The following is a 21,989-nucleotide window of genomic DNA, read 5'->3' as shown; positions in this document are numbered from 1 at the left end:
CACTGCAACACATACCTTCCCACCCCCTGCCGTACACTGTTGGCAGGGGGTGTTTTTATGCCGCTGCTGCCCGTTCTCCTTCTTCTCGGCGCCGTCATCCTGGTAAATGGCTGGACCGACGCGCCCAACGCCATTGCCACGCCCGTGGCGGCCGGGACTCTCTCCTTCCATACGGCGGTACTCCTGGCGGCGGGCTGCAATCTGCTGGGCGTGGCGGGTACCGCCGCCGTCAGCGACGCCGTAGCCCGTACGCTCTTTTCCATCGCCGACTTCGGCCCCTTTGCCCTCACCGCCCTCACAGCTGCTCTGGCGGCCACCGTGATCTGGGCGGTTGCCGCCTGGCGTTTCGGTATCCCCACCAGTGAAAGCCACGCCCTCACGGCAGGACTCACCGGTGCCGCCCTGGCTCTGGGCGCAGAGCATCTGCGGCTCGCCCCGCTCCTCTGGGTAGGCTGGGGCCTGATCCTCTCCCTCGCGCTGGGCGCCACACTGGGGCGGCTTTTCACCCGACTCCTTCCATCCGGAGGCGAGCGGTCCTACCGGCAGGGGCAGGTGGCGGGAGCCGCCCTCACATCCTTTCTCCACGGGGCACAGGACGGGCAGAAGTTTCTGGGCGTCCTGGCCCTCGCCCTGGCACTGGACGGCTCCGGCTTCTCCACTCCCGCCTGGGCCGCTTGGGGATGCGCCTCTCTCATGGCCTTGGGGACCCTTTTGGGCGGTCGAAGGATCATTGACACCGTGGGACGAAAAATGGTCCTGCTCACCCCCCGCACCGGGTTTGCCGCCGATCTGGGCTGTGCCGCCGCGCTGGCCGTGTGTACGCTCTGGGGCCTTCCCGTCTCCACAACCCACGCCAAGACCGCCGCCATCCTGGGCGCCGGGTCCTCACCGGACGGCAAAGTGGCCGGCTCTCTGGGTCTGGCCTGGCTGCTCACCTTCCCCGGCTGCGGCGTCATCGCCTTTCTCCTCGTAAAATGCCTGCTTCCATGATATAATATCTCCCGGCGGGACACATCCCGCCGGGAGGTTCTTTCATGCAAGGTTATCACACCGCGGTTTTCGATCTGGACGGCACGCTCCTCAACACGCTGGAGGATCTGGCGGATGCCGCCAATTTTGCTCTGCTTCAAATGGGCTGGCCCACCCGAAGCCAGGACGAGATCCGGAGCTTTGTGGGCAATGGGGTGGAACTGCTCATCCGCCGGGCAGCGCCCCACAGGGTGCAGGAAGCGGAAATTTCCCGCTGTCTGAGCGTCTTTAAAGAGCATTACGCTGCCCACATGGCTGACAAGACCGCCCCGTACCCCGGCATTCTTCCTCTGCTCCGGGCACTGCGTCAGCGGGGCGTCACTCTGGCCGTGGTCTCCAACAAGTTTGACTCCGCCGTGAAGGAGCTGTGTGCCGGCTGCTTCCCCGGCCTCATTCAGGCCGCCGTCGGGGCGTCGGACCAGGCGTCCAAAAAACCTGATCCGGCCATGGTGGTTCAAGCGTTCCGGGCACTGGGCACAAGTCCCGCCGGGGCAGTCTACATCGGGGACTCCGACGTGGATCTCCAAACTGCCCGCAACGCGGGGCTCCCCTGCCTCTCCGTGACTTGGGGATTCCGGGACGCAGCCTTTCTCCGCACCCACGGGGCCGCTGTCCTCGTCCATCGGCCCGAGGAGCTTCTCTCCTTTTTTCCTCTCCCCGGCTTCACTCCGGAGGATTCAGCTTTATAACGGAAAAGCACTTCCCTATCGAGCCTTCCGCCTTTTCAAGCCGGAAGGGGTCATCTCCCGCCGGGCTTGGGGCGCGAGGATGGCCACTGCCAGCAGGTTGGGCAGGGCCATCAGGCCGTCACATAGATCGGAGAGAGCCCAAACCGCGCCCACCTCTCCCACGCTGCCCGCTGCCACCGCCAACAGGAACACCAGCCGGAAGGGCCTGCGCAGGCGGTTGTCCCCGGTGAGATGGGCCAGCCCCCGCTCTCCGTAATAGCTCCATCCCAGCAGAGAGGTAAAGGCAAACAGCAGCAGGCACACCGCCACAATGAGTCCTCCCGCCTGACCAAACACAGTGGAAAAGGCGGCGGCCGAGAGCGGTGCGCCGGTCATCGCCCCCGTCACTGCCCCCTGCTCCAGAGCGGACAGCGCCGCGGCGGGATCGTACACCCCGGAGGTGAGGATGGTCAGCGCGGTGACTGTGCAGACCACCATCGTCGCAAAAAACACCTCAAATATGCCCCAGAACCCCTCCTGGGCGGGAAAGTCGGCGTCCGCGGCGGCATGGGCCATGGCGGAGGAGCCCACCCCGGCCTCATTGGTGAACACGCCCCGGGCCACTCCGTAGCGCAGAGCGGCGGACACCGTATAGCCCGACGCACCGCCCAGCGCCGCCCGGGGCGTCAGTGCGCAGGTCACGATCTCCCGGAGAGCCGGCAGCACCGACTCCGCATGGGCCCAGATCACCGCCATCCCGGTACTGAGAAACAGGACCGCCATGGCGGGGACCAGCTTCTCACTCACCCGTCCCACCCGGCCGATCCCCCCCAGGATGACCGCCCCTGTGCACAGGGCCGTCACCACCCCCACCGCCAGCGGCTCCCAGCCCAGCGCAGCATGGAGGGCGGAAGCGATGGAATTGGACTGGACCATACCGCCCCCCGCCAGCGCCGCCGGAACACACCAGAAGGAAAACCACTTCGCGGCGCCTCTCCAGCCCAGCGCCCGCTCCATGTAGTCCATGGGACCGCCCTCCCAGCCGCCCCCCGGGGCTTTTCGCCGGTATTTGACCGCCAGCGTCTTTTCCGCAAAGCTGGTCATCAGCCCCAGCAGGGCGGAGATCCACATCCAAAAGACCGCCCCCGGCCCGCCGAAAAAGATGGCCGTCGCCACGCCCGCAATGGAACCCGTGCCGATGGTGGAGGCCAGTGCGGTGGAAAGGGCCTGAAATTGGGTCAAGCCGCCGGAGGCGGCTTTTTTCTTTTTTCGAAAGAGAGTGCCCAGAGACCCGCGGAGCCAGGTCTTGATCCCGAAAATTTGAAAGAAACCGCTCTCTGCGGAGCACCACAGCCCCACCAGCAGAAATAGCCCCAGCATCCACGGATTCCACAACCGATCCGCCCACCGCTCCAGCACGGACAACGCCTCCCCTGATTGCTTTTCCTTTTACACCCCGGCCTGCGTCCGGCTGCCGGCTTTTCAGGACTCACTAAGGGGTATGCGCCCTGCGGGGAAAACAGAAGAGGATGTGCCTTTTTCTTGCTTGTTTCGTCTGTTTGGTGTATTCTATTGGTTCAATCGCTGTACTTGTCACTTAAACTGTTTGTTTGAAAGAGGGCGAGGATATGATCCGAAAAGCAAGAGAAGAGGACATCCCACAGGTGGCGGAGATCTACGGCCGCATCCTGGAAAATGAGATAACCGGACGCGCCTTCACCGGCTGGCAGCCCGGGGTCTACCCCACCGCCCGCACCGCCAGGGAGGCTCTGGAGCAGGATGAGCTCTATGTCATGGAGGAATCAGGTTCCGTGGCGGCCGCAGCCCGGATCAACCGGGCGCAAGTGGATGTATACGCCCAGTGTCCCTGGCAGTACGAGGCCCCGGCTGAACAGGTGATAGTCCTCCACACGCTGGTGGTGGATCCCAGGACCGCAGGAGCGGGATAAGTCGCCCGCTTTGTGGATTTTTACGAGCGGTTCGCCCGGGAAAGCAGATGCCCTTTTCTCCGCATGGACACCAACGAGCGCAACACCCCCGCCCGGAGCCTCTATCGGCGTCTGGGCCATCGGAAGGCCGCCGTCCTGCCCTGCACCTTCAACGTCATTCCCGGTGTCCGGCTGGTGTGTCTTGAGAAATATCTGGGCACCGAATGATTCCCACGGCGCAAAAAAAGAGAGTCATCAAAAGATGACTCTCTTTTTTTGTCTTGTCCGAACACTTTAGATGCCGGACAAGATCGGGACCCCACACGGTGGGGCGGCGCTTTTGCGCCGTACGAGCGTTTTGGCCTGCGGCCAAAACCTCGGCGCAGGCGGAATTCATTTCCGCCGAGCATTTTAAAATTCCCAGGTATCCAAAAAAGAAACACCTGCAAAGCAGGTGCTTCTTTTTTGGAGGCGACGCCCAGACTCGAACTGGGGGTGGAGATTTTGCAGACCTCTGCCTTACCACTTGGCTACGTCGCCGGACAAAGGATCTATGGAGCAGGTGACGAGGCTCGAACTCGCTACCTCCACCTTGGCAAGGTGGCGCTCTACCAGATGAGCTACACCTGCATCTTATGCAGGGCTCCAGTGAAACAGTACCCCGACGGGGTGTTCTCCCGGGATGTTTTGTCCCGGGAGAACAGGTGTGGTGCCTCCGACCGGAATCGAACCAGTGACACGGGGATTTTCAGTCCCCTGCTCTACCGACTGAGCTACAGAGGCAAATTTTGGCGACGCGGATGGGACTTGAACCCACGACCTCCGGCGTGACAGGCCGGCGTTCTAACCAACTGAACTACCGCGCCAGCTTGGTCGCCTATAAAACAGGTCTGGTGGGAACAACAGGGCTCGAACCTGTGACATCACGCGTGTAAGGCGTGCGCTCTACCAGCTGAGCTATGCTCCCTTGCCGCCGCCTTTTACCCAAGCGGCGTATGTTATTATACTAAACCCAGGCCTGTCTGTCAACCACAAAATCAAGATTCGCCAAAATTTTTTCCGATTCAGTGTGTGGCGCGGTGCAGCAGATCCTCCAGCTCTCTCCGGTCGAACGCATAGACCCGGTCGCAAAACTGGCAGGTCAGTTCTGCCCTGCCCTGCTCCCGGATGAGCGCTGTCAACTCGTCCCGCCCCATGCTCACCAGCGCGGTGGACACCCGCTCCCGGCTGCACGGGCAGCGGTAAGACACCGGGTGACGCTCCACCACTTCCAATTCAAAGCCGGACAGTGTCCGGCGCAGCAGTTCCTCTGCGTCAACTCCATCCTCCAGGAGGGCAGCGGTGACAGGCCCCAGTTTTTTCACGCCCGCCTCCACCCGCTCGATCACGTCTTCTCCCGCGTCCGGCAAAAGCTGAATGAGATAGCCCCCCGCCCGAAGCACAGACTGGTCCGCATCCACCAGCACCCCCAGGGCGCAGGCAGTTGGGATCTGTTCACTGACCGCGAAATAATCGGTCACATCCTCCGCGATCTCTCCGGACACCAGCGGTACTGTGCCCACATAGGGCTCCTTCATGTCCAGATCCTTGATGACGGTGAGCGTCCCCGTCTTGCCCACGGCGCCCCCCACGTTCAGCTTGCCGTCGGCCCGGGCCGGCAGGATCACTGCCGGCTCCTGGACATAGCCTCGCACTTCTCCCCCCACGTCGGATACAGCGGTGATGGAGCCCAGGGGGCCGTCACCCCGAAAGCGCAGCGTCACCGAACTGCCCTCCCCCTTGAGCTGATCCCCCATCATGGAACAGGCCATCAGTGCGCGCCCCAGGGCCGCGGTGGCCACCGGCAGGGTCTTGTGGATCTGCCGGGCCCGCTCCGTAAGGTCCCGGCCGGTGATGGCCATGGCCTTCACCGGAGCGTCCTTTGTCAGGACTCGGACGATTTCATCTGTCATTGGACTGTCTCTCCCTTTCGCGCGGCGAAAAAGGTCCGCTGCTCCCCTTCCACCGGGGCGCGGAACTTCAATTCTCCGTATTGTTTGATGCGGGCAAATCCGGCCGCCCGGAGATACTCCTCCAGCTCGGTCATGGAGTAGGCGTACTCCTCGTGGAGTTCCTCTCCCCGCCGCCAGACTGCCCCGTCCCGGCGGAAAATATCCATCCAGAAGGAACACACCCGCCGGCGGGCGCTGTACTCCCCCCGCCAGACGCAGTAGTCGTCCTCGGTCTCGTCCAGAAAGATCTGTCCGTCCATGGCCGCCAGTTTCTCCGGCGTGTCGGCATCGAAGAGAAACAGTCCCCCGGGGGCCAGATTCTCCCATACGAGCCGGAAGGCGCGGGCCAGCTTTTTCGGCTGCAGCACATAGTTGACGCTGTCCAGACAGCAGACGCAGGCATCCACCGGCTCCGGCAGGCACAGGTGCTCCATTCCCTGGCAGAACAGCCGGGGCCTGTGCTCCAGGTCCCGGCATTTTTCCTCGGCCTGCGCCAGCATTTCGGGGGACTTGTCCACCCCCGTCATCTCATAGCCCCGGACAGCCAGCTCCCGGGTCAGGCTCCCGGTCCCGCAGGCCAGATCCAGCACCGAACGGACAGGCCTCCTCAGCCGGGCAAAATGGCGCTCGATATAGTCTGCCCAACGGGGGTAGCCCACGTCGCCGGTCAGATCGTCGTAGCTCCCCGCCAGAAATTCATAGCTTGCCATCTGCTCTCATTTTCTCCTTGATGCGGGGAAGCACCTCCTGATAGCCGTCCGCCCCATAGTGGAGGGAACGGTTGACCCGGCTGATGGTGGCGCTGGACGCCCCGGTCCGCTCTAAAATATCATTGTAGATCATGCCGTCGCTGAGGAGAAGGGCAACTTCAAAGCGCTGCTCCATGGCGCGCAGTTCCGCCACAGTGCACAGGTCCTGGAAAAATTTCTTGCACTCGTCCAGGTCTTTCAGGGAAAGAATCGCCTCATAGAGCAGACCAGTATCCCCCTGCTTCCCGCTTTTTGTCATGGACATAATCCTCCTATTATTGATGGTTTTACTATTTTACCAAAGTGAAGTGTGAAAGTAAACCCCCGAACCAAAATTTTTTCTCCGCATAGTCTGTTTTAGTGCGAAAGGGGGAGTCTTTTTGAAAAAGGCAAACGTAGAGCCCCAACTGGCCCAGCCGGGGACCTATCGAAAAGTCTTTCGGGACGGTGAGACTGTTCTGCTCACTGTCACGCAGCGCTGGCCCCGACTGGCCGGGGACAGTCCCGGCCTGCGGCGGATCGACCGGTACTACGACGCTCTGGCCGAGCGCTGGCGCAAACGCTGGGAAGGCCCCCTGCTGGAGCGGGCCAAGGCGGCTGCCGGGCCTGACACGCCCCCTTGGGAAGCCGCCCTGGATTTTACGGTCACCCTGTTTCAGGACGGCCTGTTCAGTCTCTGGCTGGAGGCTTCAGAGGACACAGGGGAACGCCGCCCCCGCCGCGTCCGTATGGGTGATGTCTGGCGCGTGCCCTCGGGGGTTCCCGTTACGCTCCGGGAACTGCTTCCGCCCCAGCGCTGGTGGCGCGGACCGGTGCTGGAAGAAGTCCGCCGGCAGATCGGCGGCCGGGTGTCCGCGGGAGAATCTGTCTTTTATGAGGGATGGCCCCAGCTGGTGTCCCGGCTGTTCTCCCCCGACCGATTTTACTTGACGGAGCAGGGGGCGGCCGTCTTTTATCCCATGGAGAGCATCGCCCCTGCGCTGGAGGGATTCCCCACGTTTTCGATCCCTCTCGGAACGTGACTTTGCACAAGGCGCTGTCTCTGTTGGCCGCCCTCTTCCTCCTTTTCAGACATTTTTAAAAAATACTTGCTTTTTTTTTGCTTCTCTGCTATTATAATAGCCGATGCTTTTTCAAGCGTATCCTGACGAGCGAGGAGGTAAAAGCGAATGGCCAAATGTGATTTTTGTGATAAGGGCGTTGTGTTCGGCAATCAGGTTTCCCACTCTCACCGCCGCTCCAACCGCCCTTGGAAGCCCAATGTGAAGCGCGTCAAGGCGATCGTGGACGGTACGCCCAAGCACGTGTATGTCTGCACCAGATGCCTCCGTTCGGGTAAGGTCACCCGCGCTGTGTAATAACACAACCTAGAAAAGAGCCGCTGTTTTCAACAGCGGCTCTTTTTCTTTTCCTCCATCTTCCACGGATGTTTTTTCTCCCCCCGCACACACTTTTTACGGGGGTGATCTCATGACCACCGGTTTTGTAACAGAGAGAGAACGAACCGCGCATCCCGACAACTGTCTGCGTCTGGAGCCGGAAGAACGCCTGTGTTCCCGCTTTGACCCCGCGGGGATCGCACTGTTCCCCGTGGCAAGTTTGGAACGGATGGGCTTCCGGGTCCTGGACGACTGCTGCCAGGAGCATATCATGTAGCCGCTCCCCCCGCCGCCTTCCGGCGGCGGTACATCACTGGAAAACATTGTTCCTTGAAACAGCTCTTTCCATCGGTTACAATTTGGTTACAATCTGTAACAAAGGCAAGGAGCGATGTAACATGAAACGACAACTCGCCGCCCTGGCTCTGGGAGCACTTCTCCTCACAGGAACCACGCGAGGCGCATCCATCTCCCTGAACGGCGCGGCTGTGGATCTGGGCAGCACGGCTGTCTATGACTGCACCACCTACGTCCCCCTGCGTACGGCGGTGGGCTCCCTGCTCCCCGGCGCCCAGGTCAGCTGGAACGGCGGGCGGGCCGTGGTGAAAGGCGGCGGATTTACTCTGACTGCCTGCCCGGGAGAACGCATTTTGACTTACAACGGCGTCCAGATCCCCCTCTCCACCCCTATCCGCATGGAGAACTGGAGCACTCTGGTCCCTATTCGGCCCCTGGCTGCTCTTCTGGGGGCAGAGGTAAGCTGGAACGCTGCCACCGGCGGGATCTCTCTCTCCACCAGCGGCGGTGACGCGCTCTACTGGCTGTCACGCATCATTTCCGCCGAAAGCCGGGGAGAGCCTCTGGAGGGGAAGATTGCCGTAGGCAACGTGGTCCTCAACCGGGTCAACAGTCCCCTCTTCCCCAACAGCATTTACGACGTCATTTTCGACAGCCGCTGGGGCGGGCAGTTTGAGCCCGTGCGCAACGGGACGATCTACGATACCCCCACCGCCGAGAGTGTTCTGGCCGCCCGCCTCTGTCTGGCCGGCGTCAGCACCGCCGGCGGAAGCCTTTATTTCCTGGCTCCGGCTCTCACCAACAATCACTGGACCATGGAGACACGCACCTACGTGACTACCATCGGCGCCCACTGGTTTTACCTGTAACCGCCCCCGAATTTTATCTGAAAAGTTGCTCCGCAGTCCACTGTGGGGCAACTTTTTTTATTTTTTTCAAAATCGGGCAAACTGATGGAGCTCCATTTTTTAGCAGTCCCCGGGACGTTTGGGGCCCAAGGCATTCCCCGTTTTTTCTTTGTAACCTTTTCGATGAATTTTTAAAGGCAGAAAAGGTCAAAAACAGGCGTTTATCTCCCTCGACAAAAATTTTTCTTGATTTTCGCCGTTGCATCGGTTACAATGTGGTTACAATTTAGTGAAGAAACGGAAACACTCAAATTGTCTCAGGAGGATTTGCTTTATGAAGAAACGTCTTCTCACGCTGGCTATGGCGCTGAGCCTGGTCTTCGGGCTGGGCACGCCTGCCGCTGCCATCGAGAGCGACCGTATCGATCTCATTGTCAACGATACCGTCATCGATGTGGAGACCCCTGTTCAGGTCTACGACCAGGTGACCTACGTCTCCTACTGGCCCGTGGTTCGGGCCCTCTACCCCGACGCGTCGGCCGTTTGGCAGGACGGCCAGGCGGTTGTCACCGCCCCCGGCCTGACCATGACCATCCAACCCGGGCGGGACTACCTGGTGGCCAACGGCCGGTATCTCTATCTGCCCCAGGGTGTCAAGCTGTCCGGAAATCTGATCCTGGTCCCCACCCGCACACTGTCCGCCGCCTTGGGCGCCAACGTGTCCTGGGACCCCGCCGGCAGAGATGTGGTCATCACCTCCGGCAGCGGCCCCATCACCTCCGGGGATGCAGCCTACCAGCAGGATGTGGTCTACTGGCTCTCCCACATCATCAACGCCGAAAGCGGCAACCAGCCTCTGGCGGGCAAGATCGCCGTGGGCAATGTGGTTTTGAACCGCGTCAACAGCGGCCGCTTCCCCAACACGGTCTATGAGGTCATTTTCCAGCCCGGCCAGTTTACGCCTGTCTCCAACGGGGCGATCCGCCGGGAGCCCAACGCCGAGAGCGTTGCGGCCGCCAAACTTTGCCTGGACGGCGCCAATACCGCCGGAAACGCCCTCTACTTCATCAACCCCTATACCTCGCCCAACAGCTGGGCCTCCCGGAACCGGCCCTATGTGGCCACCATCGGCGCCCACGCTTTCTTCGCATAACGCCCCCCGATCTTCCGTTTCAAAATTGTAAAAGGAATGCCCTTCCGGAAAGTGTTATTTCTCATAGGTACAATTTATGGACCATGGGCATGACGCTGGTACGGGAACAAGAAAACATCCGCACGTTATCCGTTGAGATAGCTTGCGGATGTTTTCATATTTTTATGACAAATCAGGAGCCTGTTTCCATTTTGGAATGATGCGGAAAGATTCTTCCATCTTACTGGATATCCCGCAACGAAGATCATTTCCTTTTCCGCATTTGTTCCGTTTGGTAATGGTCCGGTACTCAGTTCCATTTTGTGAGAAAGGGGCGGCGTGATGCCGCCCCTTTGATCGATTGAGGTTTAACTGGAAATCGTTAGCGCTTTTTCATCCAGCGCCACAGGAAGGTAACGATCTGCGCGCGGGTACAGTGATCGTTTGGACTAAATGTGGTAGCGGTAGTACCGGAAGTAACGCCCTCCATCACAGCCCACTTCACAGCCTCTGCGTAGTAAGCATTGCCTGCCACGTCGGTGAAAGGATTCACCGCACCGGCTGCAGGGGATGTCTGAGAACGCCACAGGAAGGTGACGATCTGCGCCCGCGTGCAAGTTGCGTTGGGACTGAACGCGGTATCGCTGGTACCCTTGGTGATGTCCTGTTCCACAGCCCACAGCACGGCGTCGCAGTAGTAAGCGTCAGCAGCCACGTCGGTGAAGGGCATGGTACTGGACCTGGGGGATGGGGACCCGGCAGCACGCCACAGGAAGGTGACGGCCTGTGCACGGGTGCAGCTTGCATTGGGAGAGAAGGTGGTTTCGGATGTGCCCTTTGTGACACCATTGAGCACCGCCCAACTTATCGCGTCCGTATAGTAGGCATTGGCGGGAACATCGGTAAAGGTTACGATATCACGCAGAGGCACGAGCTCGGCCTCGATGGTGACTGCGGTGCCGGGCATGATGAAGCTGTATTTACCGCTGCCAAGAGCAGTCACAGAGATGTTTTTGCCGTTTTTGCCTGTTACTGTGACAGATTGCACGCCATAGCCCTCAACCGGGGTGATGGTGAACGTAACGGTCTTGCCTTCGGATGCGCTGGAGGGACTGACAGAAATCGTACCATATTCCGGCTGCTCCGGTACCGTCACCGAATTGACGGCGCCCCCGGAGGATCTCATATTGATACGAACCTCCCGTTCCGCGCAGTTGGTATGGTCGTTGGAATCCCGCACCTGAACGATATACTTACCGGAGGGAAGCTCCGTAAGGGTGTTGGTCTCCTGCCACAAGGCTCTGGAAACGATAGTGCCATCCGACTGAACGGTATCCACGGTGTCATCACTGTCATCGTTCGGAGTACCCCGGTCGTTGATGGTCAGCTTGCCGGAAGCCTCCAGATCCAGGCTGTAGATCGCGTACTCCAGAGCGCCGGTTCCGCCGGTGGCGGTAACGGTAATGGAGCCGTTGGGTGCATAAGTGGTCGCCACGTCATGGATGATGACCCGCAGGAACTCCACGGTAATGGTAATGGGACCAGTGACTACGGAGGTTTCATTCGCATCGCGGACATACAGAACATAGACGCCTTCATCCAGCCCGGAAAGCTGATCGTCCGCTGTCCATGCAGTGTTCTCGTCCGGAGCCGGAGTATCGTTTCCGGTCACAGGCAGCAGGGCAAACTCGTAGCTGCCGGCTGCCTTTCCAGCATTCTTAGACGCTTCGCTGTCATAGACGCCGCCAGTGATCCGGTTCAGGTCGATCGTGACCTTGCCATCGCTGTTAGAGGTATAGACCGTCTGCCCCTTCTCATCCGTGGAGCTGGTTTCTGTCACCTTGGTGATGGAGATGGCGCTCTCCGGCAGGACAATGGGGAAGGGATCGACCGCCACTTCTCCGCTGATGCCCTTGTTTCCGGCCTTATCCGTTGCGGTCAGAACATAACTGCCGCCGTGGGTCAGGACATAGCTGCCGGAGAAGCGGTAACCGCGCTCATCGGTCTTGAGCAGTTCCAGGTCATTGAGCTTGATGCTGGTGATCTCGGTCATCTCGTCGCTGTTACTTGCAAATTTTTCAGCTGCATAGATCAGCGCGGTACCGTCAGCGTTTTTGCTGAGAGAGGCCACGGGCGCATTGGAATCCCGTTCGCCCAGGTTCACAAAGCGGTAGCTGGTCACGCCGGTGCTTTCGTCCCTGACCGCGGCGCGATAGATGCCGCGAAGGACGGGATATAGGGTATCTTCGTTGGGTTCCATATCCTCGCAAGGCGCAAAGTACTGGCTGGTGGGGGATTCGGGATCGTTATACTGATACTGACTGATGGTGGCTTCCACAGCATTTCCGCTGCCGTCTGTCACCTTCAGCATGACCTGCATATCGCCGGGAACGGTAGCCGGAATGGGCGTTCCGTCTTCTTTGGTCAGCTGGGCGGTGATCTCTGGCGCTCCGGGGTCCGGGTTCCCAGGCTCTGTGGCGCTGAACCAGTCCACAGACAGATCGCGGGTGGTGGTATTGCCCGCTGTGTCGGTAACGACAAAGCGGCAGCTGCCATTCTCCGTGATCGTCATAGGCAGGGACCACAGCTCGTCGCCATCCTTTTCCAGCTGCCTGGAAACGTCCGCGCCATTCATCGTGACAGACACCAGTCCGCCCAGATCGGCAAAGTACGCAGTCAGACTTACGGCCTCCCCCTGCTTAACGGACGCCGCCTTAGGCAGAGTACGGCTCCAGTAGACACCGGGTGCGGTGGGATCAGTCTGGATATTCAGGGACTCGGAGAAGGTCTCCTCCAACCGGTCAAATCGAACCTCGCCGCTCTTTGCTGTGATGGTGACGGTGTGCGCAATGGATTCGCTGTTGCCGAAGCTGATGGTCACAGGTGCCTCGCCGTTTGCGGAGGAATAGGTTTTTGTACCGAAACCGGAAAGATTGCTGCTCACCTCAATCTCCACGGGCGTCCTGGTATTCGTTCCCATAAAATACAGGTTGATGGAATCCGCCAGAGTCTGGAAGGAGAAGGAATCGCCTTCATAGGCCACTGCCAGGTCGCTTCTCAGAGGAGGAGTCTGCAAGTCTTCGGACCACACAAGGGCTTTCACGAAGTCCCATGCGTTATGACCGACATCCCCGGCGTTGCCGGAGGCGTTGTACCAGGTGAAGATGCCGTTGTCATCGTAGATGTTCAGGGCCACACCCTCGCCCTCCACCTTGTAGCAGATGTCGTGGAAGGAGTTGGTCGCCGTATCGGCCACGCGGATCTTGCCCTCACCAGCCTGGGCGGGCATGACCACCACGGCTCCCTGGTTCACATCGTAGTAGAGAACGCTGAGGTTCCGGCTGCCATCGTCTGTGAGCTCGGCGACGGTGACCGTGGGTGCTGTTTTCGTGCTGGTCTGCATGGTCAGCGGCAGCCGCAGGGTGGAACCGACCTGCATATTGACGCTGTTGACCGTGGTAAAGAGGGTCTCCGGCTCCACGCTGTGGAGCTTCACGTTGTTGGCGGCGTTGTATTCAATGTTTTCATCGTCGCTGGCGTTATAGCTCTCAATGGTCACCCGTAGATTCAGACTGCCGGTGCCATAGTTGGTGTCATACCAGTCCTTGGGAACTGCAAAGGTGCCGGTGACGGTACGGCCGTACATGGACCGGATCTGGCCCGCCTTGGTGGCGTCGGTCATCTCCACGCCGTCCTGCATGGTACGCAGCAGCAGATAGCCGTTTTTCAGCGTCCGCTCATCACGGGAGAACCGGCTGATGGGAGATTCATCGCTGACACTGAGCTTATGACCGGTCAGGTCTACGGGATACAGCTCCGTCTCCCCCTGGGAATTGACCTTCTCATACTGGAAGCGCAGATAGGTCATATCCGAAGTGGCACTGCCGCGGTTGCCCACATGGATGTCGGCGGCCAGCGTCACGGTATTCTCATCCGCCCCTACCATGGTGATGCCGAAATCCTCGTAGCCCAGCTCCACACGGTCCGCCACGGTGATACAGGCGGCAGTATCCGCTGCGCCGTCAGCCGTTTTCGTGCTCTGGCTGAAGGCGTCGCTGCCGGTGTAGGATGTATCTTCATTGACGGTGAAATAGAGCTTGTCACCGGCCTTCAGCCCGGCAGGCAGGGTTACGAATGTGGACGCGGTATAGACCTCCTGGCCTGCCCGGACGTTTTCCGTGATCTGCCATTCAGCAAGCTTTTCCTCGCCCGCGTACAAAGTGATGGAGGCGGGCTGGCTCTTGCCGGCCCGGATGGCCACATCGCCGCTGTTGACAAAGGAGACGCTGGCGTTCGTGGTGGAGCCGGGCGTCAGGTCATAGTTGCTCAAATACAGGGCTGCGGAACCGATACCCTGACTGCCCATACCGAAACTCAGGGCATACACGCCGTTGGTGGTGTCATAGGCACCGTTCGTTTGCCTGGGCTGGAAGGAGTAAACAGATTCTCCCTCCTCATCGGTCACGGGTGTCAGACCGGTCAGGCCGCCGCTGCTGTCATAAGCAGCCCGCATCTGCTGGACGGCCTCCAAAGCCATCAGCGTGCCTTCCGCGACGATCAGCAGCTTATCCTCTCCCGCAAGGCCGACGCGCAGGCGGTTGAAGGTAAAGCTGGAGGGGGCATCCTTGGTGTCCGCCTTGCCGTCATCATTGGTGTCATACCAGGCGGCGGCTGTCTCACTGGCGCTCCAGCTGTTGGCCTCGGCCTCCTCAATGGTATCCATATCCCGCATGGCAAGCCGGGTGCCAAGGCCCCAGGTCTGGCTCTGCGGGTCATACTTGGTCAGATAGACTGCGTTGCCAGGAGCACCGTTTTCGCCCCTGGTATAGACGGCCGTGATGTTGCCGCTGCCGTCCGTGCCGAAGGTCACATTGGTGACAGTGGGCGCACCCTTCACGGTGGACGCATCGGAACCGCCCAACTGATTGACGGTCTCACGGGTGAAGAACGGGATAATGCTTCCGGATTTACCCTCGCCAGTGATACCTGCCAAACTCTCCTGGGGAACCACATAGGTATTGCCGTTCATCTCAAAGATGAGGAAGGTCTCCGCAGCCGCACGGAGGCTGTAAGCCTGCATCGCGATTTGTTCGTCAAAGTTCTCGTCTTCACCGCTCAAGCCGCCCAGCTTGCCGTTCAGGAACCGGATGTTGGAGAAGTAGGGGTCCCGGTAGGCTTCCGAACAGCTGCCGCTGGCGTAAACGCCGTCGCCACTGTTGTCCTTGGCATTGTCCACCAGCTTCCGCAGGGCGATGGCGCTGCCGGGGACGGCCTTGCCGTCGTTCTCTCCCTCCGTACCGATGGTCAGTTTCTGGAGGCAGAGCTTTTTGATGGTCTGTTCATCCTTGCCGTCAATTAGCTTTGACTGCGCGGTGGTGTATGCGGCATAGTAGTCGCTGCCCACCCGGGCCAGACTGGCGTTCTCGATCTGCACGCCATGATCGATCCAATCCTGCGCCGCCACCTTGGAAACTTCGTAGTTCCCATTGGAATCATTCAGGACCGCGAAGGTGGGATAGAAGCTCTTGCCGTAGACCTGCGCGCGCATCCGCTTCATGGTCATTTGGTAGTCGGCGGTGGGATCGTCCTCGCCGTAGTAAAGGCCGCTGCCACTGTCTTTCTGATAATCGGTCGTGCCGCAGTAAGCCTTATAGGCATCCAACAGGTCATTCAGTTCCTCATCGGTGTAATAGCAGGCTTCGGCGTAGAACACCATATCGCCCGCGCCGGAGGGCATATAGTACATGCCGTGGCCCGCGGCGTTATCGGAAACGACCTGCACACTGCCCTTGCCGCTGCCGTTCTCGCTGACATCCACCGTAACGGTCTTGACCTCGGTGTTTCTGCCTGCGGCCTCCATGGCGTCGATGGCGTCGCCATTGCCCAGCGCCTCCTCGTAGGCGTCCATTGCCTCATCGGTGTAGCCGACCCAGGCAACATGGATGGCGTCGTTATCATCCACCCAGGCGTCAAAGTCCAGGTCGCCGAAATTGTCGTTGTCCAGCTTCAGATACGGGGTTTCTGCATCACTGTCAATGGGATGGACCAGACCGTAGGCGGTATCAGAAGTGGGCTGGCCCTCCTCATCCGGGATCGCGGTCTCCTGCACCTTGGAGAGAACCACCCGGCTCTGGTTGATGCTGTCCTCGTCGGGGTCGGTGATCGTATAAACGATGTAGTTGGCGCCGCCCGCCGTCACCAGCTCATAGGTGCTGCCAGAGGCCAGGCCGCTGCCCAGGGTAAAGGCGTCGCCGGTGCTGCCGTAACCGGAATACTGGAAGGGAACGGTGTTGTCGCTGGGGGTGAAGGCAAAGGTGGAGATGCCGGAGTCCATATTCTCCTCCGGGGTGAAGATCGCCTCGTCCCGGGGCAGTTCACCGGGCAGGATGATATTGACCTTCAGAATGTTGTCATCGCCCCGGAGGCCGTAGCTTTGGACCTGCTGGTTGGCGGCGTACCACGCGAAGTTCCAGCCAGTCTTCTTGTTGGTATCCTCGTCGTACTTCGTCTCACGGTCATAGGTGATGGTGAACTGGATGGCGTTGAATTCAAAACTGAACAGCAGGGCCGCCACCCGGAAGCCTACGCCGGCCGCCATGGAAAACTCGTTGAATACGAAATTGTGGTTTTCCGCGCCCTCACCATCATAGTCCGCCGAGTCGTGGGCAAGAACGGCGAAGGAGCAGCCGACGCTGACGTTGATGAACAGTTCCACCTTGACGATCTCGATGCCCATGCCCACCGCCACCTCCAAAGAGGCTTCGGGGGAAATGCTGATGCCGGAGAAATAGACGTCGCTGGTCTGACGGTCGATGGCCACGATCCGGTCCACGATGGCACAGCCGGGATGCAGCTGCGTGTAACCGCTCTCGCCATCATAGTTCCGGGTCTTGTCATCGTTCACGACAGTGAATTTCAGCTTGTATTCTTTGCTGTTGTCCTTGCCATCCACCTTCTTCGCCAATTTGATGGTGACGGCCTCGTCACCGGCGGAGCGGATGGTGCCGGGACTGAATCCCTCGGGCTGGTCGCCAACCACTTCTACATAGAGGGTGCCGCTGAAATAGATGTCGATGGCCTTTTCTTTCGTGGAATAGGTAAAACTGGACCCCGGGCTGCCCGCCAGGAAGTCGCCTTCCTCCGGCTCATCCAGTTCGTCGTAGCCCATGTGCTCCTGCCCTGTGTAATACGTCCATCCGTCTCCGCTGACATCAGAATCAGTCAGGTTTGAGGCGGCGGCCATGACCTTGACCCGGCTGGCCTCCAGACCGGCGGCCACTTCGAGGGCGAAGCCGATGGTGACACTGCAATAGAAAATGGGGCAGGGCGTCAGATAAACGGTGTAGGAAAATTCCAGCTCCGCCGCAAAGACTACCATCAACTGGTTGAAGAAAAAGCGGTTTTCGATGGGGTCCCATTTCAGCAGCAGCGTGATGTTCACCGCCAGGCCCGCCTCAACGCCCTTGGAAGAGATGCTGCCGTTGCCCTTGCTGCCCATCGCCTTGTCCAGCTTGTCGGCATAGTCCTCCATGGCGTTCCGATAGCCCTCAGACCGGCCGGTAGTCGCGTCACGCTGGCCGAACAGAGAGTGATAGGCCTGCTTGATATTTTCGATGGCGTCGCCGTTGGCGTCGCTGAGGGCGTTGGTCTCCGCGTCTCCGAAGGACTTATTCTGCTGGTTTTCAAAGTCACTCTCCATGCCTACGCCAAAGATGTTGGCTCCCACGGAAATGGCCAGTTCCTGACCGTTGGTGGAGACGGAAACGAAGTCCGTAATGCCCAGTTCCAGCTCCGGCAGGTTGATGTCGCCGGTCATGTCGTACTCACTCATGGGGCTGCCCGCGTTGGAGGAGTCAAAGCCCGCTTCCTTGCCCGAATCGGGGTCGGTCAGATTCCGGGCGCTAATGGAGGAGGGATAGGTGGCGGTACTGGCCAGGCGGGAGGATTCCACACCGGCAAGATACTGCACAGGCTCCGACCGCAGGCCATAGGTGGTGCCGCCGGAGGACTTGGGTGTCTCCCGCACGCAGAGCGTAAAGGTGTCGTTTTCCTGCATAGAACTGAGGTAGCCCGCCACCTTGGTTTTGCCCTCGGCGGTCAGTACGCCGCTGGCATCCACTTCGCCCACGGCATAGCGGTCGCCCAGCACAGTGCCGTCCAGATAGATGGGCTGGGGATCCGTGAACTCCGTGCCGGGATAAGGATTACCCCGCCAGTCGGGATCCCATGTGATGGTATCCCCGGAGATTTTGGCAGGGCTGAAGTCTCCGCCCAGCGGGATGTCCACGGTGGAAATGGCGGAGGCCGCTGCCTCGTACATGGGCTTGCCGCTTCCGGTATCGCCATGGTCAATATAGCGGTAACCCAGCTGCTCATCGCTCATGGAATTTCGTACAGAGGCGGAGGTGACCGCCGTGACCACAGCGGGAATGACCTCGGCAGTATCACTGCTGCTGGCACCGGCGGGGACTACAAGGCTCCGGGGCAGCATGGAGTAATAGACCTTCAGCACAATCTGGTGATACTGGCCGTCCGCACCCAGCCGGGGGGCCAGCTGGGAGATGGAGTAGGCGCTGTCCGTCAGAGAGGGCAGCATGTAATAGGTGCCGGTGTTGGTGCTTTCGGACCAGGCGTACTCATTGTCCGCTGGGACGAACTCGCCGCTAACTGGATCAATGGTGCCGTTTACCACGCCGTCATCGTTCAGGTCGATGTAGCGCTCAATGCGGGAAATGGTGGCCAGCATGGTGTTCTCGCTGGTGACGTAATCCGCGTCGTAGTAATAGAAGGTGATATTGTTGTTGAGATACTGGTTAGCAGGGATGGGGATGTCCTCATTGCCCGCGTAGGCGATGCCGTTGACCAGGATCACGTCGTCCGCGTCCAGATGGAAATTGATGGAGCGGACATTTTTCAGCTTCGTGCCGGTCTGATAAAGGCTGCTGTTTCCACTAAAAACATCCTTCGTCAGTGTGCCGGTCACCTCGTCGCTGAAGCCGTCTTTCCCGTCTGAGAAGTCCCAGTTGACCTCGCGGTAGGTATAAGTCACGCCGCCGTTGCGCGCAGACTTCTCCCACAGGTTGTTCCAGGTGCCTTCGATCTGTTCGGGATCGATGGCGGTGCTGTCCTCCTCGCTGAGCCGGGGTACGGAGGGTGCGATTTCCAGAGAGAGTGTCTGCTCACGATCCATGACCACGTTGATGTAGCCTTGCTTGCTGGCTGCGCTGGAGCCGGGCATCATCAAGGTCAGTGTGCCGCTTCCGCTGGTGGGAACATTTGCGGTTGCCTTGGGATAGCTGCTGGCCGCGTCCTCCGGGCCAAAGAACAGGGATTTGCTGCTGAGTTCGCCGTTGGCCTGGGTGGCAAAGGTGTAGGCGCTGGCGTTGTCTCCCCGGGTGACCTTCACCTGGGAGTTGTTGTAGAGCCTGGAGCCGTCCGCCGTGGTGCCGCCCTTGCCGGCGATCAGGGAGATCTCCGGCTTGATGGCCTCGTGGAGACTGGCAGCGTTGGCCTGTAGGTAGTCGTCGTCCGCCGTGTGGATGCGCACGATGGGCGCTTTGATGGTGCGGCGGGTCATGTAGCCGTTCAGCAACTGGATCCGGCAAGTAGCGTCGCCCTTGGGCGAACTGCCGGTGTAATGCTGCCGGAACCACAACTGGTCGGCGCTGCTGGAGGAAAGGGTATTGGCATGGAACTCCCAGGTGTTCGCGCCGGGGTCGGAATGGATCTCGATAAAGCCGTTTTCCCCGCTGGTGGAGAACAGCGCGTTGGACCAGTCGTTGGCACCGTACCAGCCCTTGGCACTCCGCTCCGAGCGGGTGTAGGTGTTGACGGTCACGGAGCTGTACCGGTCATACATGTCCTGAACGGTCATCTTCATATCGCCGCCCCTGTCCGTGGCGTACTGCCAGCCGGTGGAGCCGACACGGCTGCCGGTGCTCCAGAGAGATGCGGCGTTGGCTACGAAGCCCTCCAGATCGTCCGACTCCCCGGGAATCTTTGCCCCGCTCCGCCCGCTGACATCTTCACTGGCCAGCGCCGCGTTGTTGGTCCAGAAGCTGCCGCCGTGGCCGTTGCTGAAGGTCAGCGCGCCGGGATAGGTGTAGGAATAGGTGGAGATCCCGCTGTCCGCCGCGCCGTCCGCGATATATTCGCCCTGCGCATTTTCACCGGGCGTCACGGCAGCGGCCGCAACACTGCCGCCCGCCGGAACAATGGCAGAGGTATCCTCCACAGCGCCGGTCAGATCTTCTTCGTCCGGGGAGTACAGCGCGGTAGCAAGATTTGTCTCGCCGGTGCCCTCGGCGGAATTGTAAAGATGAATGGTAACAATATCCTGGCCTTCCAGCAGCGTGCTCCCGCCGCCGCCCTTGGCGGCGGTCAGCTTCACGGTGAAGGACAGCTCGCTATCCTCCTGTGTCAGCGTGATGCCGTCATTCACCAGATCAATTTCAATATAGGTATAATCCAGGCCGGACGGAAAGAGCGCTGTCCCATTGGCGGCAGCATAGTCGGTCCCGGCCACAGCGGTGCCGTTTTCCGTTTCGTAGTCCACGCCGGTCACATACTGCAGGCCATCACTTTCCCGGACCAGAGGGATGCGGACGATTCCGGCGGACTTGTCCGCCCAGATCTCCGTCTCAGCAAACCCCATGGCGCTGGGGATCTCCGGCTCATCGTCCTCAATGGCGATGGAGGCCGTACAGGCGTTGGAATAGACCTCCGCTCCCCGGGATTCCATGACAACGGCGTTGACCACTTCGCCGCACTCGTGCAGGCCGTCATCCAGAGCCTCAAAGGTGATCTCCTTTTCCCACTCGCCGTCGGCAAAGACCACCTGGAAGGGATAGCTGTCATATTCATCGCCGTCGAACTCGATGAGGGAGTCGGTGCGGGTGTGGTCATCCACAAAGTCCTCGGGCATGACGGGCGGGATGTCATCCACTTCGGGCTCGTAAGCCTCACCCCGCCAGCTCTCGGAGCAGTACTTGACCCCATCGACCTCATAGAAGCAGCGGAAGTCATAGGTGTAGCCCTCGCCCATAACAGCCTTCAGCAGCTCCGGAGACATGACCATCTCCGCGTCCGTTGCATCCTTGATGTCAGACCATCTCTGCACATAGGAGTTATAGAGCTTGATCTGCATCTGCCACTGATAGCTGTCGGCGTCCTCTACCGGGGCTACCAGCGTCTGGGTAGTCAGAGAATCGTTCAGCAGCAAAGACGCTGCCAACTGCTCCACGTCCTCAGTGGACTCTTCATCCTCAGCAGGAGTCTGATCCCCAGCGGACGTATCATCCCCAGCGGACGTATCATCCCCGGCGGGAGTCTGATCCTCAGTGGACGTATCATCCCCGGCGGGAGTTACATCCTCAACGGGAGTCTCATCCTTGACGACGGGGTCTTCCTCAGGAAGTTCTGTCGTCTTGGTCACTGTGGTAATGACCCCGCCGGGACGGATGATTTCCCCCGCACCGCCCAACGGCTGATACTGGGCAATGGGCCACGGGTCTTCCACAGTCACCTTATAGTCCTGTGTGCCGGCCGCGTTGGCGTAGGACATCCGGTCTTCCTCGATCTGTGCCGCAGCGGGGACCAGGACGACCAGCGCTTCCGCGCGGCCCTCCGTGCCGCCCAGGCGGTACAGGGTCAGAGTACCTTTTTCCTCGCCGTTGTCGGCACCTTCTTTCAAATTGACCTGCGTTTCCTTAAAGGCAAAAATGCCGTAAGGATACTCTTCTTCCCACTCTTTCTGGGATTTGCTTTCGATCACATTGCCGTCTGAATCCAGGATGGCAAAATTACCGTTTTGGTCCTGAACAACGGCGGCAAGTGCCGGCGATACAAACTGAATAGAGAGTGCCAGCGTCAGGATCAACGCTGTGAATTTTCTCATCCATTTATGTTCCATTTTGTTCCCTCCTTGGTAGTTGGATCCTTCTGCGGGGTTCACAGCCCGCTGGCGAAT

At 59.9% G+C, this 21,989-nt stretch carries 14 protein-coding genes and 5 tRNA genes; 9 read left to right on the top strand and 10 right to left on the bottom strand.

Annotated features, from left to right (window positions below; translation table 11 throughout):
* Positions 1-990, top strand: a 990-nt coding sequence (locus ACQRD3_RS07255; RefSeq protein ID WP_427780683.1) for an inorganic phosphate transporter, incomplete at its 5' end; no start/stop codon positions are given.
* 44 nt (positions 991-1,034) lie between these two features.
* Complete coding sequence (locus ACQRD3_RS07250; RefSeq protein WP_427780681.1) at positions 1,035-1,718, top strand: HAD family hydrolase; 684 nt, start codon at positions 1,035-1,037, stop codon at positions 1,716-1,718.
* A gap of 15 nt (positions 1,719-1,733) precedes the next feature.
* Here ACQRD3_RS07250 and ACQRD3_RS07245 read toward each other — a convergent pair whose 3' ends face one another.
* Positions 1,734-3,116 (bottom strand): alanine/glycine:cation symporter family protein, encoded by a 1,383-nt coding sequence (locus ACQRD3_RS07245; protein ID WP_427780679.1) that lies wholly within the window; start codon positions 3,114-3,116, stop codon positions 1,734-1,736.
* A 209-nt stretch (positions 3,117-3,325) separates the two neighbouring features.
* On the opposite strand from ACQRD3_RS07245, the gene ACQRD3_RS07240 reads away from it, so the two are divergent.
* The gene (locus tag ACQRD3_RS07240) at positions 3,326-3,646 is read left to right on the top strand and encodes a hypothetical protein (RefSeq protein WP_427780677.1); all 321 of its coding nucleotides are present in this window, start codon (positions 3,326-3,328) and stop codon (positions 3,644-3,646) included.
* 63 nt (positions 3,647-3,709) lie between these two features.
* Complete coding sequence (locus tag ACQRD3_RS07235; RefSeq protein ID WP_427780675.1) at positions 3,710-3,853, top strand: hypothetical protein; 144 nt, start codon at positions 3,710-3,712, stop codon at positions 3,851-3,853.
* Positions 3,854-4,091: 238 nt separating this feature from the next.
* Here ACQRD3_RS07235 and ACQRD3_RS07230 read toward each other — a convergent pair.
* The 8 genes from ACQRD3_RS07230 to ACQRD3_RS07195 all read right to left on the bottom strand — a co-directional run bounded on the left by ACQRD3_RS07230 (position 4,092) and on the right by ACQRD3_RS07195 (position 6,624).
* A tRNA-Cys gene (locus ACQRD3_RS07230) sits at positions 4,092-4,165 on the bottom strand.
* Positions 4,166-4,179: 14 nt separating this feature from the next.
* Positions 4,180-4,255: transfer RNA gene (locus ACQRD3_RS07225), tRNA-Gly, on the bottom strand.
* Positions 4,256-4,332: 77 nt separating this feature from the next.
* A tRNA-Phe gene (locus ACQRD3_RS07220) sits at positions 4,333-4,408 on the bottom strand.
* A 6-nt stretch (positions 4,409-4,414) separates the two neighbouring features.
* Positions 4,415-4,491, bottom strand: a tRNA-Asp gene (locus ACQRD3_RS07215).
* A 25-nt stretch (positions 4,492-4,516) separates the two neighbouring features.
* A tRNA-Val gene (locus ACQRD3_RS07210) sits at positions 4,517-4,592 on the bottom strand.
* Between the two features lie 97 nt (positions 4,593-4,689).
* The gene (hslO, locus tag ACQRD3_RS07205) at positions 4,690-5,577 is read right to left on the bottom strand and encodes an Hsp33 family molecular chaperone HslO (RefSeq protein WP_427780673.1); all 888 of its coding nucleotides are present in this window, start codon (positions 5,575-5,577) and stop codon (positions 4,690-4,692) included.
* Positions 5,574-6,326, bottom strand: a complete 753-nt coding sequence (locus tag ACQRD3_RS07200) for a class I SAM-dependent methyltransferase (RefSeq protein WP_080907647.1) — start codon at positions 6,324-6,326, stop codon at positions 5,574-5,576. Before ACQRD3_RS07200 ends, hslO begins: the two co-directional genes overlap by 4 nt.
* A complete protein-coding gene (locus ACQRD3_RS07195) occupies positions 6,313-6,624 on the bottom strand; it encodes a YerC/YecD family TrpR-related protein (RefSeq protein WP_080907646.1) in 312 nt (103 codons plus the stop codon). The genes ACQRD3_RS07200 and ACQRD3_RS07195 overlap by 14 nt, the downstream gene beginning before the upstream one ends.
* 121 nt (positions 6,625-6,745) lie before the next feature.
* Here ACQRD3_RS07195 and ACQRD3_RS07190 point away from each other — a divergent pair, with 121 nt between their 5' ends.
* The 5 genes from ACQRD3_RS07190 (at position 6,746) to ACQRD3_RS07170 (ending at position 10,042) form a co-directional block, all read left to right on the top strand.
* On the top strand, positions 6,746-7,387 hold the full coding sequence (locus ACQRD3_RS07190; protein ID WP_427780671.1) for an RsiV family protein: 642 nt from the start codon (positions 6,746-6,748) through the stop codon (positions 7,385-7,387).
* A gap of 147 nt (positions 7,388-7,534) precedes the next feature.
* Positions 7,535-7,723 carry a 50S ribosomal protein L28 gene (gene rpmB, locus ACQRD3_RS07185; protein WP_080907644.1) on the top strand — a complete coding sequence of 63 codons (189 nt, stop codon included), beginning with the start codon at positions 7,535-7,537 and terminating at the stop codon, positions 7,721-7,723.
* Positions 7,724-7,835: 112 nt separating this feature from the next.
* Positions 7,836-8,021, top strand: coding sequence for a hypothetical protein (locus ACQRD3_RS07180; protein WP_080907643.1), 186 nt, complete (start codon positions 7,836-7,838; stop codon positions 8,019-8,021).
* Positions 8,022-8,142: 121 nt separating this feature from the next.
* Entirely contained in the window at positions 8,143-8,910 is a 768-nt protein-coding gene (locus ACQRD3_RS07175) for a cell wall hydrolase (RefSeq protein ID WP_080907642.1), read from the top strand.
* 313 nt (positions 8,911-9,223) lie between these two features.
* A complete protein-coding gene (locus ACQRD3_RS07170) occupies positions 9,224-10,042 on the top strand; it encodes a cell wall hydrolase (RefSeq protein ID WP_427780669.1) in 819 nt (272 codons plus the stop codon).
* A gap of 361 nt (positions 10,043-10,403) precedes the next feature.
* Here ACQRD3_RS07170 and ACQRD3_RS07165 read toward each other — a convergent pair whose 3' ends face one another.
* Positions 10,404-21,932 (bottom strand): S-layer homology domain-containing protein, encoded by an 11,529-nt coding sequence (locus ACQRD3_RS07165; protein WP_427780667.1) that lies wholly within the window; start codon positions 21,930-21,932, stop codon positions 10,404-10,406.
* Positions 21,933-21,989: the final 57 nt, after the last annotated feature.

The sequence above is a fragment of the Candidatus Pseudoscillospira sp. SGI.172 genome (assembly GCF_050313575.1).
Lineage (GTDB): Bacteria > Bacillota > Clostridia > Oscillospirales > Oscillospiraceae > Vermiculatibacterium.
The sequence above is the reverse complement of the archived record's forward strand: the minus strand, read 5'-3'. Positions and strand labels throughout refer to the sequence as shown.

Bases quoted from the DNA above. Each gene is read 5' to 3' on its own strand.
- ACQRD3_RS07250 (WP_427780681.1), top strand. From the start codon at position 1,035: ATGCAAGGTTATCACACCGCGGTTTTCGATCTGGACGGCACGCTCCTC.
- ACQRD3_RS07240 (WP_427780677.1), top strand. From the start codon at position 3,326: ATGATCCGAAAAGCAAGAGAAGAGGACATCCCACAGGTGGCGGAGATC.
- ACQRD3_RS07235 (WP_427780675.1), top strand. From the start codon at position 3,710: ATGGACACCAACGAGCGCAACACCCCCGCCCGGAGCCTCTATCGGCGT.
- hslO (WP_427780673.1), bottom strand. From the start codon at position 5,577: ATGACAGATGAAATCGTCCGAGTCCTGACAAAGGACGCTCCGGTGAAG.
- ACQRD3_RS07200 (WP_080907647.1), bottom strand. From the start codon at position 6,326: ATGGCAAGCTATGAATTTCTGGCGGGGAGCTACGACGATCTGACCGGC.
- ACQRD3_RS07195 (WP_080907646.1), bottom strand. From the start codon at position 6,624: ATGACAAAAAGCGGGAAGCAGGGGGATACTGGTCTGCTCTATGAGGCG.
- rpmB (WP_080907644.1), top strand. From the start codon at position 7,535: ATGGCCAAATGTGATTTTTGTGATAAGGGCGTTGTGTTCGGCAATCAG.
- ACQRD3_RS07180 (WP_080907643.1), top strand. From the start codon at position 7,836: ATGACCACCGGTTTTGTAACAGAGAGAGAACGAACCGCGCATCCCGAC.
- ACQRD3_RS07175 (WP_080907642.1), top strand. From the start codon at position 8,143: ATGAAACGACAACTCGCCGCCCTGGCTCTGGGAGCACTTCTCCTCACA.
- ACQRD3_RS07170 (WP_427780669.1), top strand. From the start codon at position 9,224: ATGAAGAAACGTCTTCTCACGCTGGCTATGGCGCTGAGCCTGGTCTTC.
- ACQRD3_RS07165 (WP_427780667.1), bottom strand. From the start codon at position 21,932: ATGGAACATAAATGGATGAGAAAATTCACAGCGTTGATCCTGACGCTG.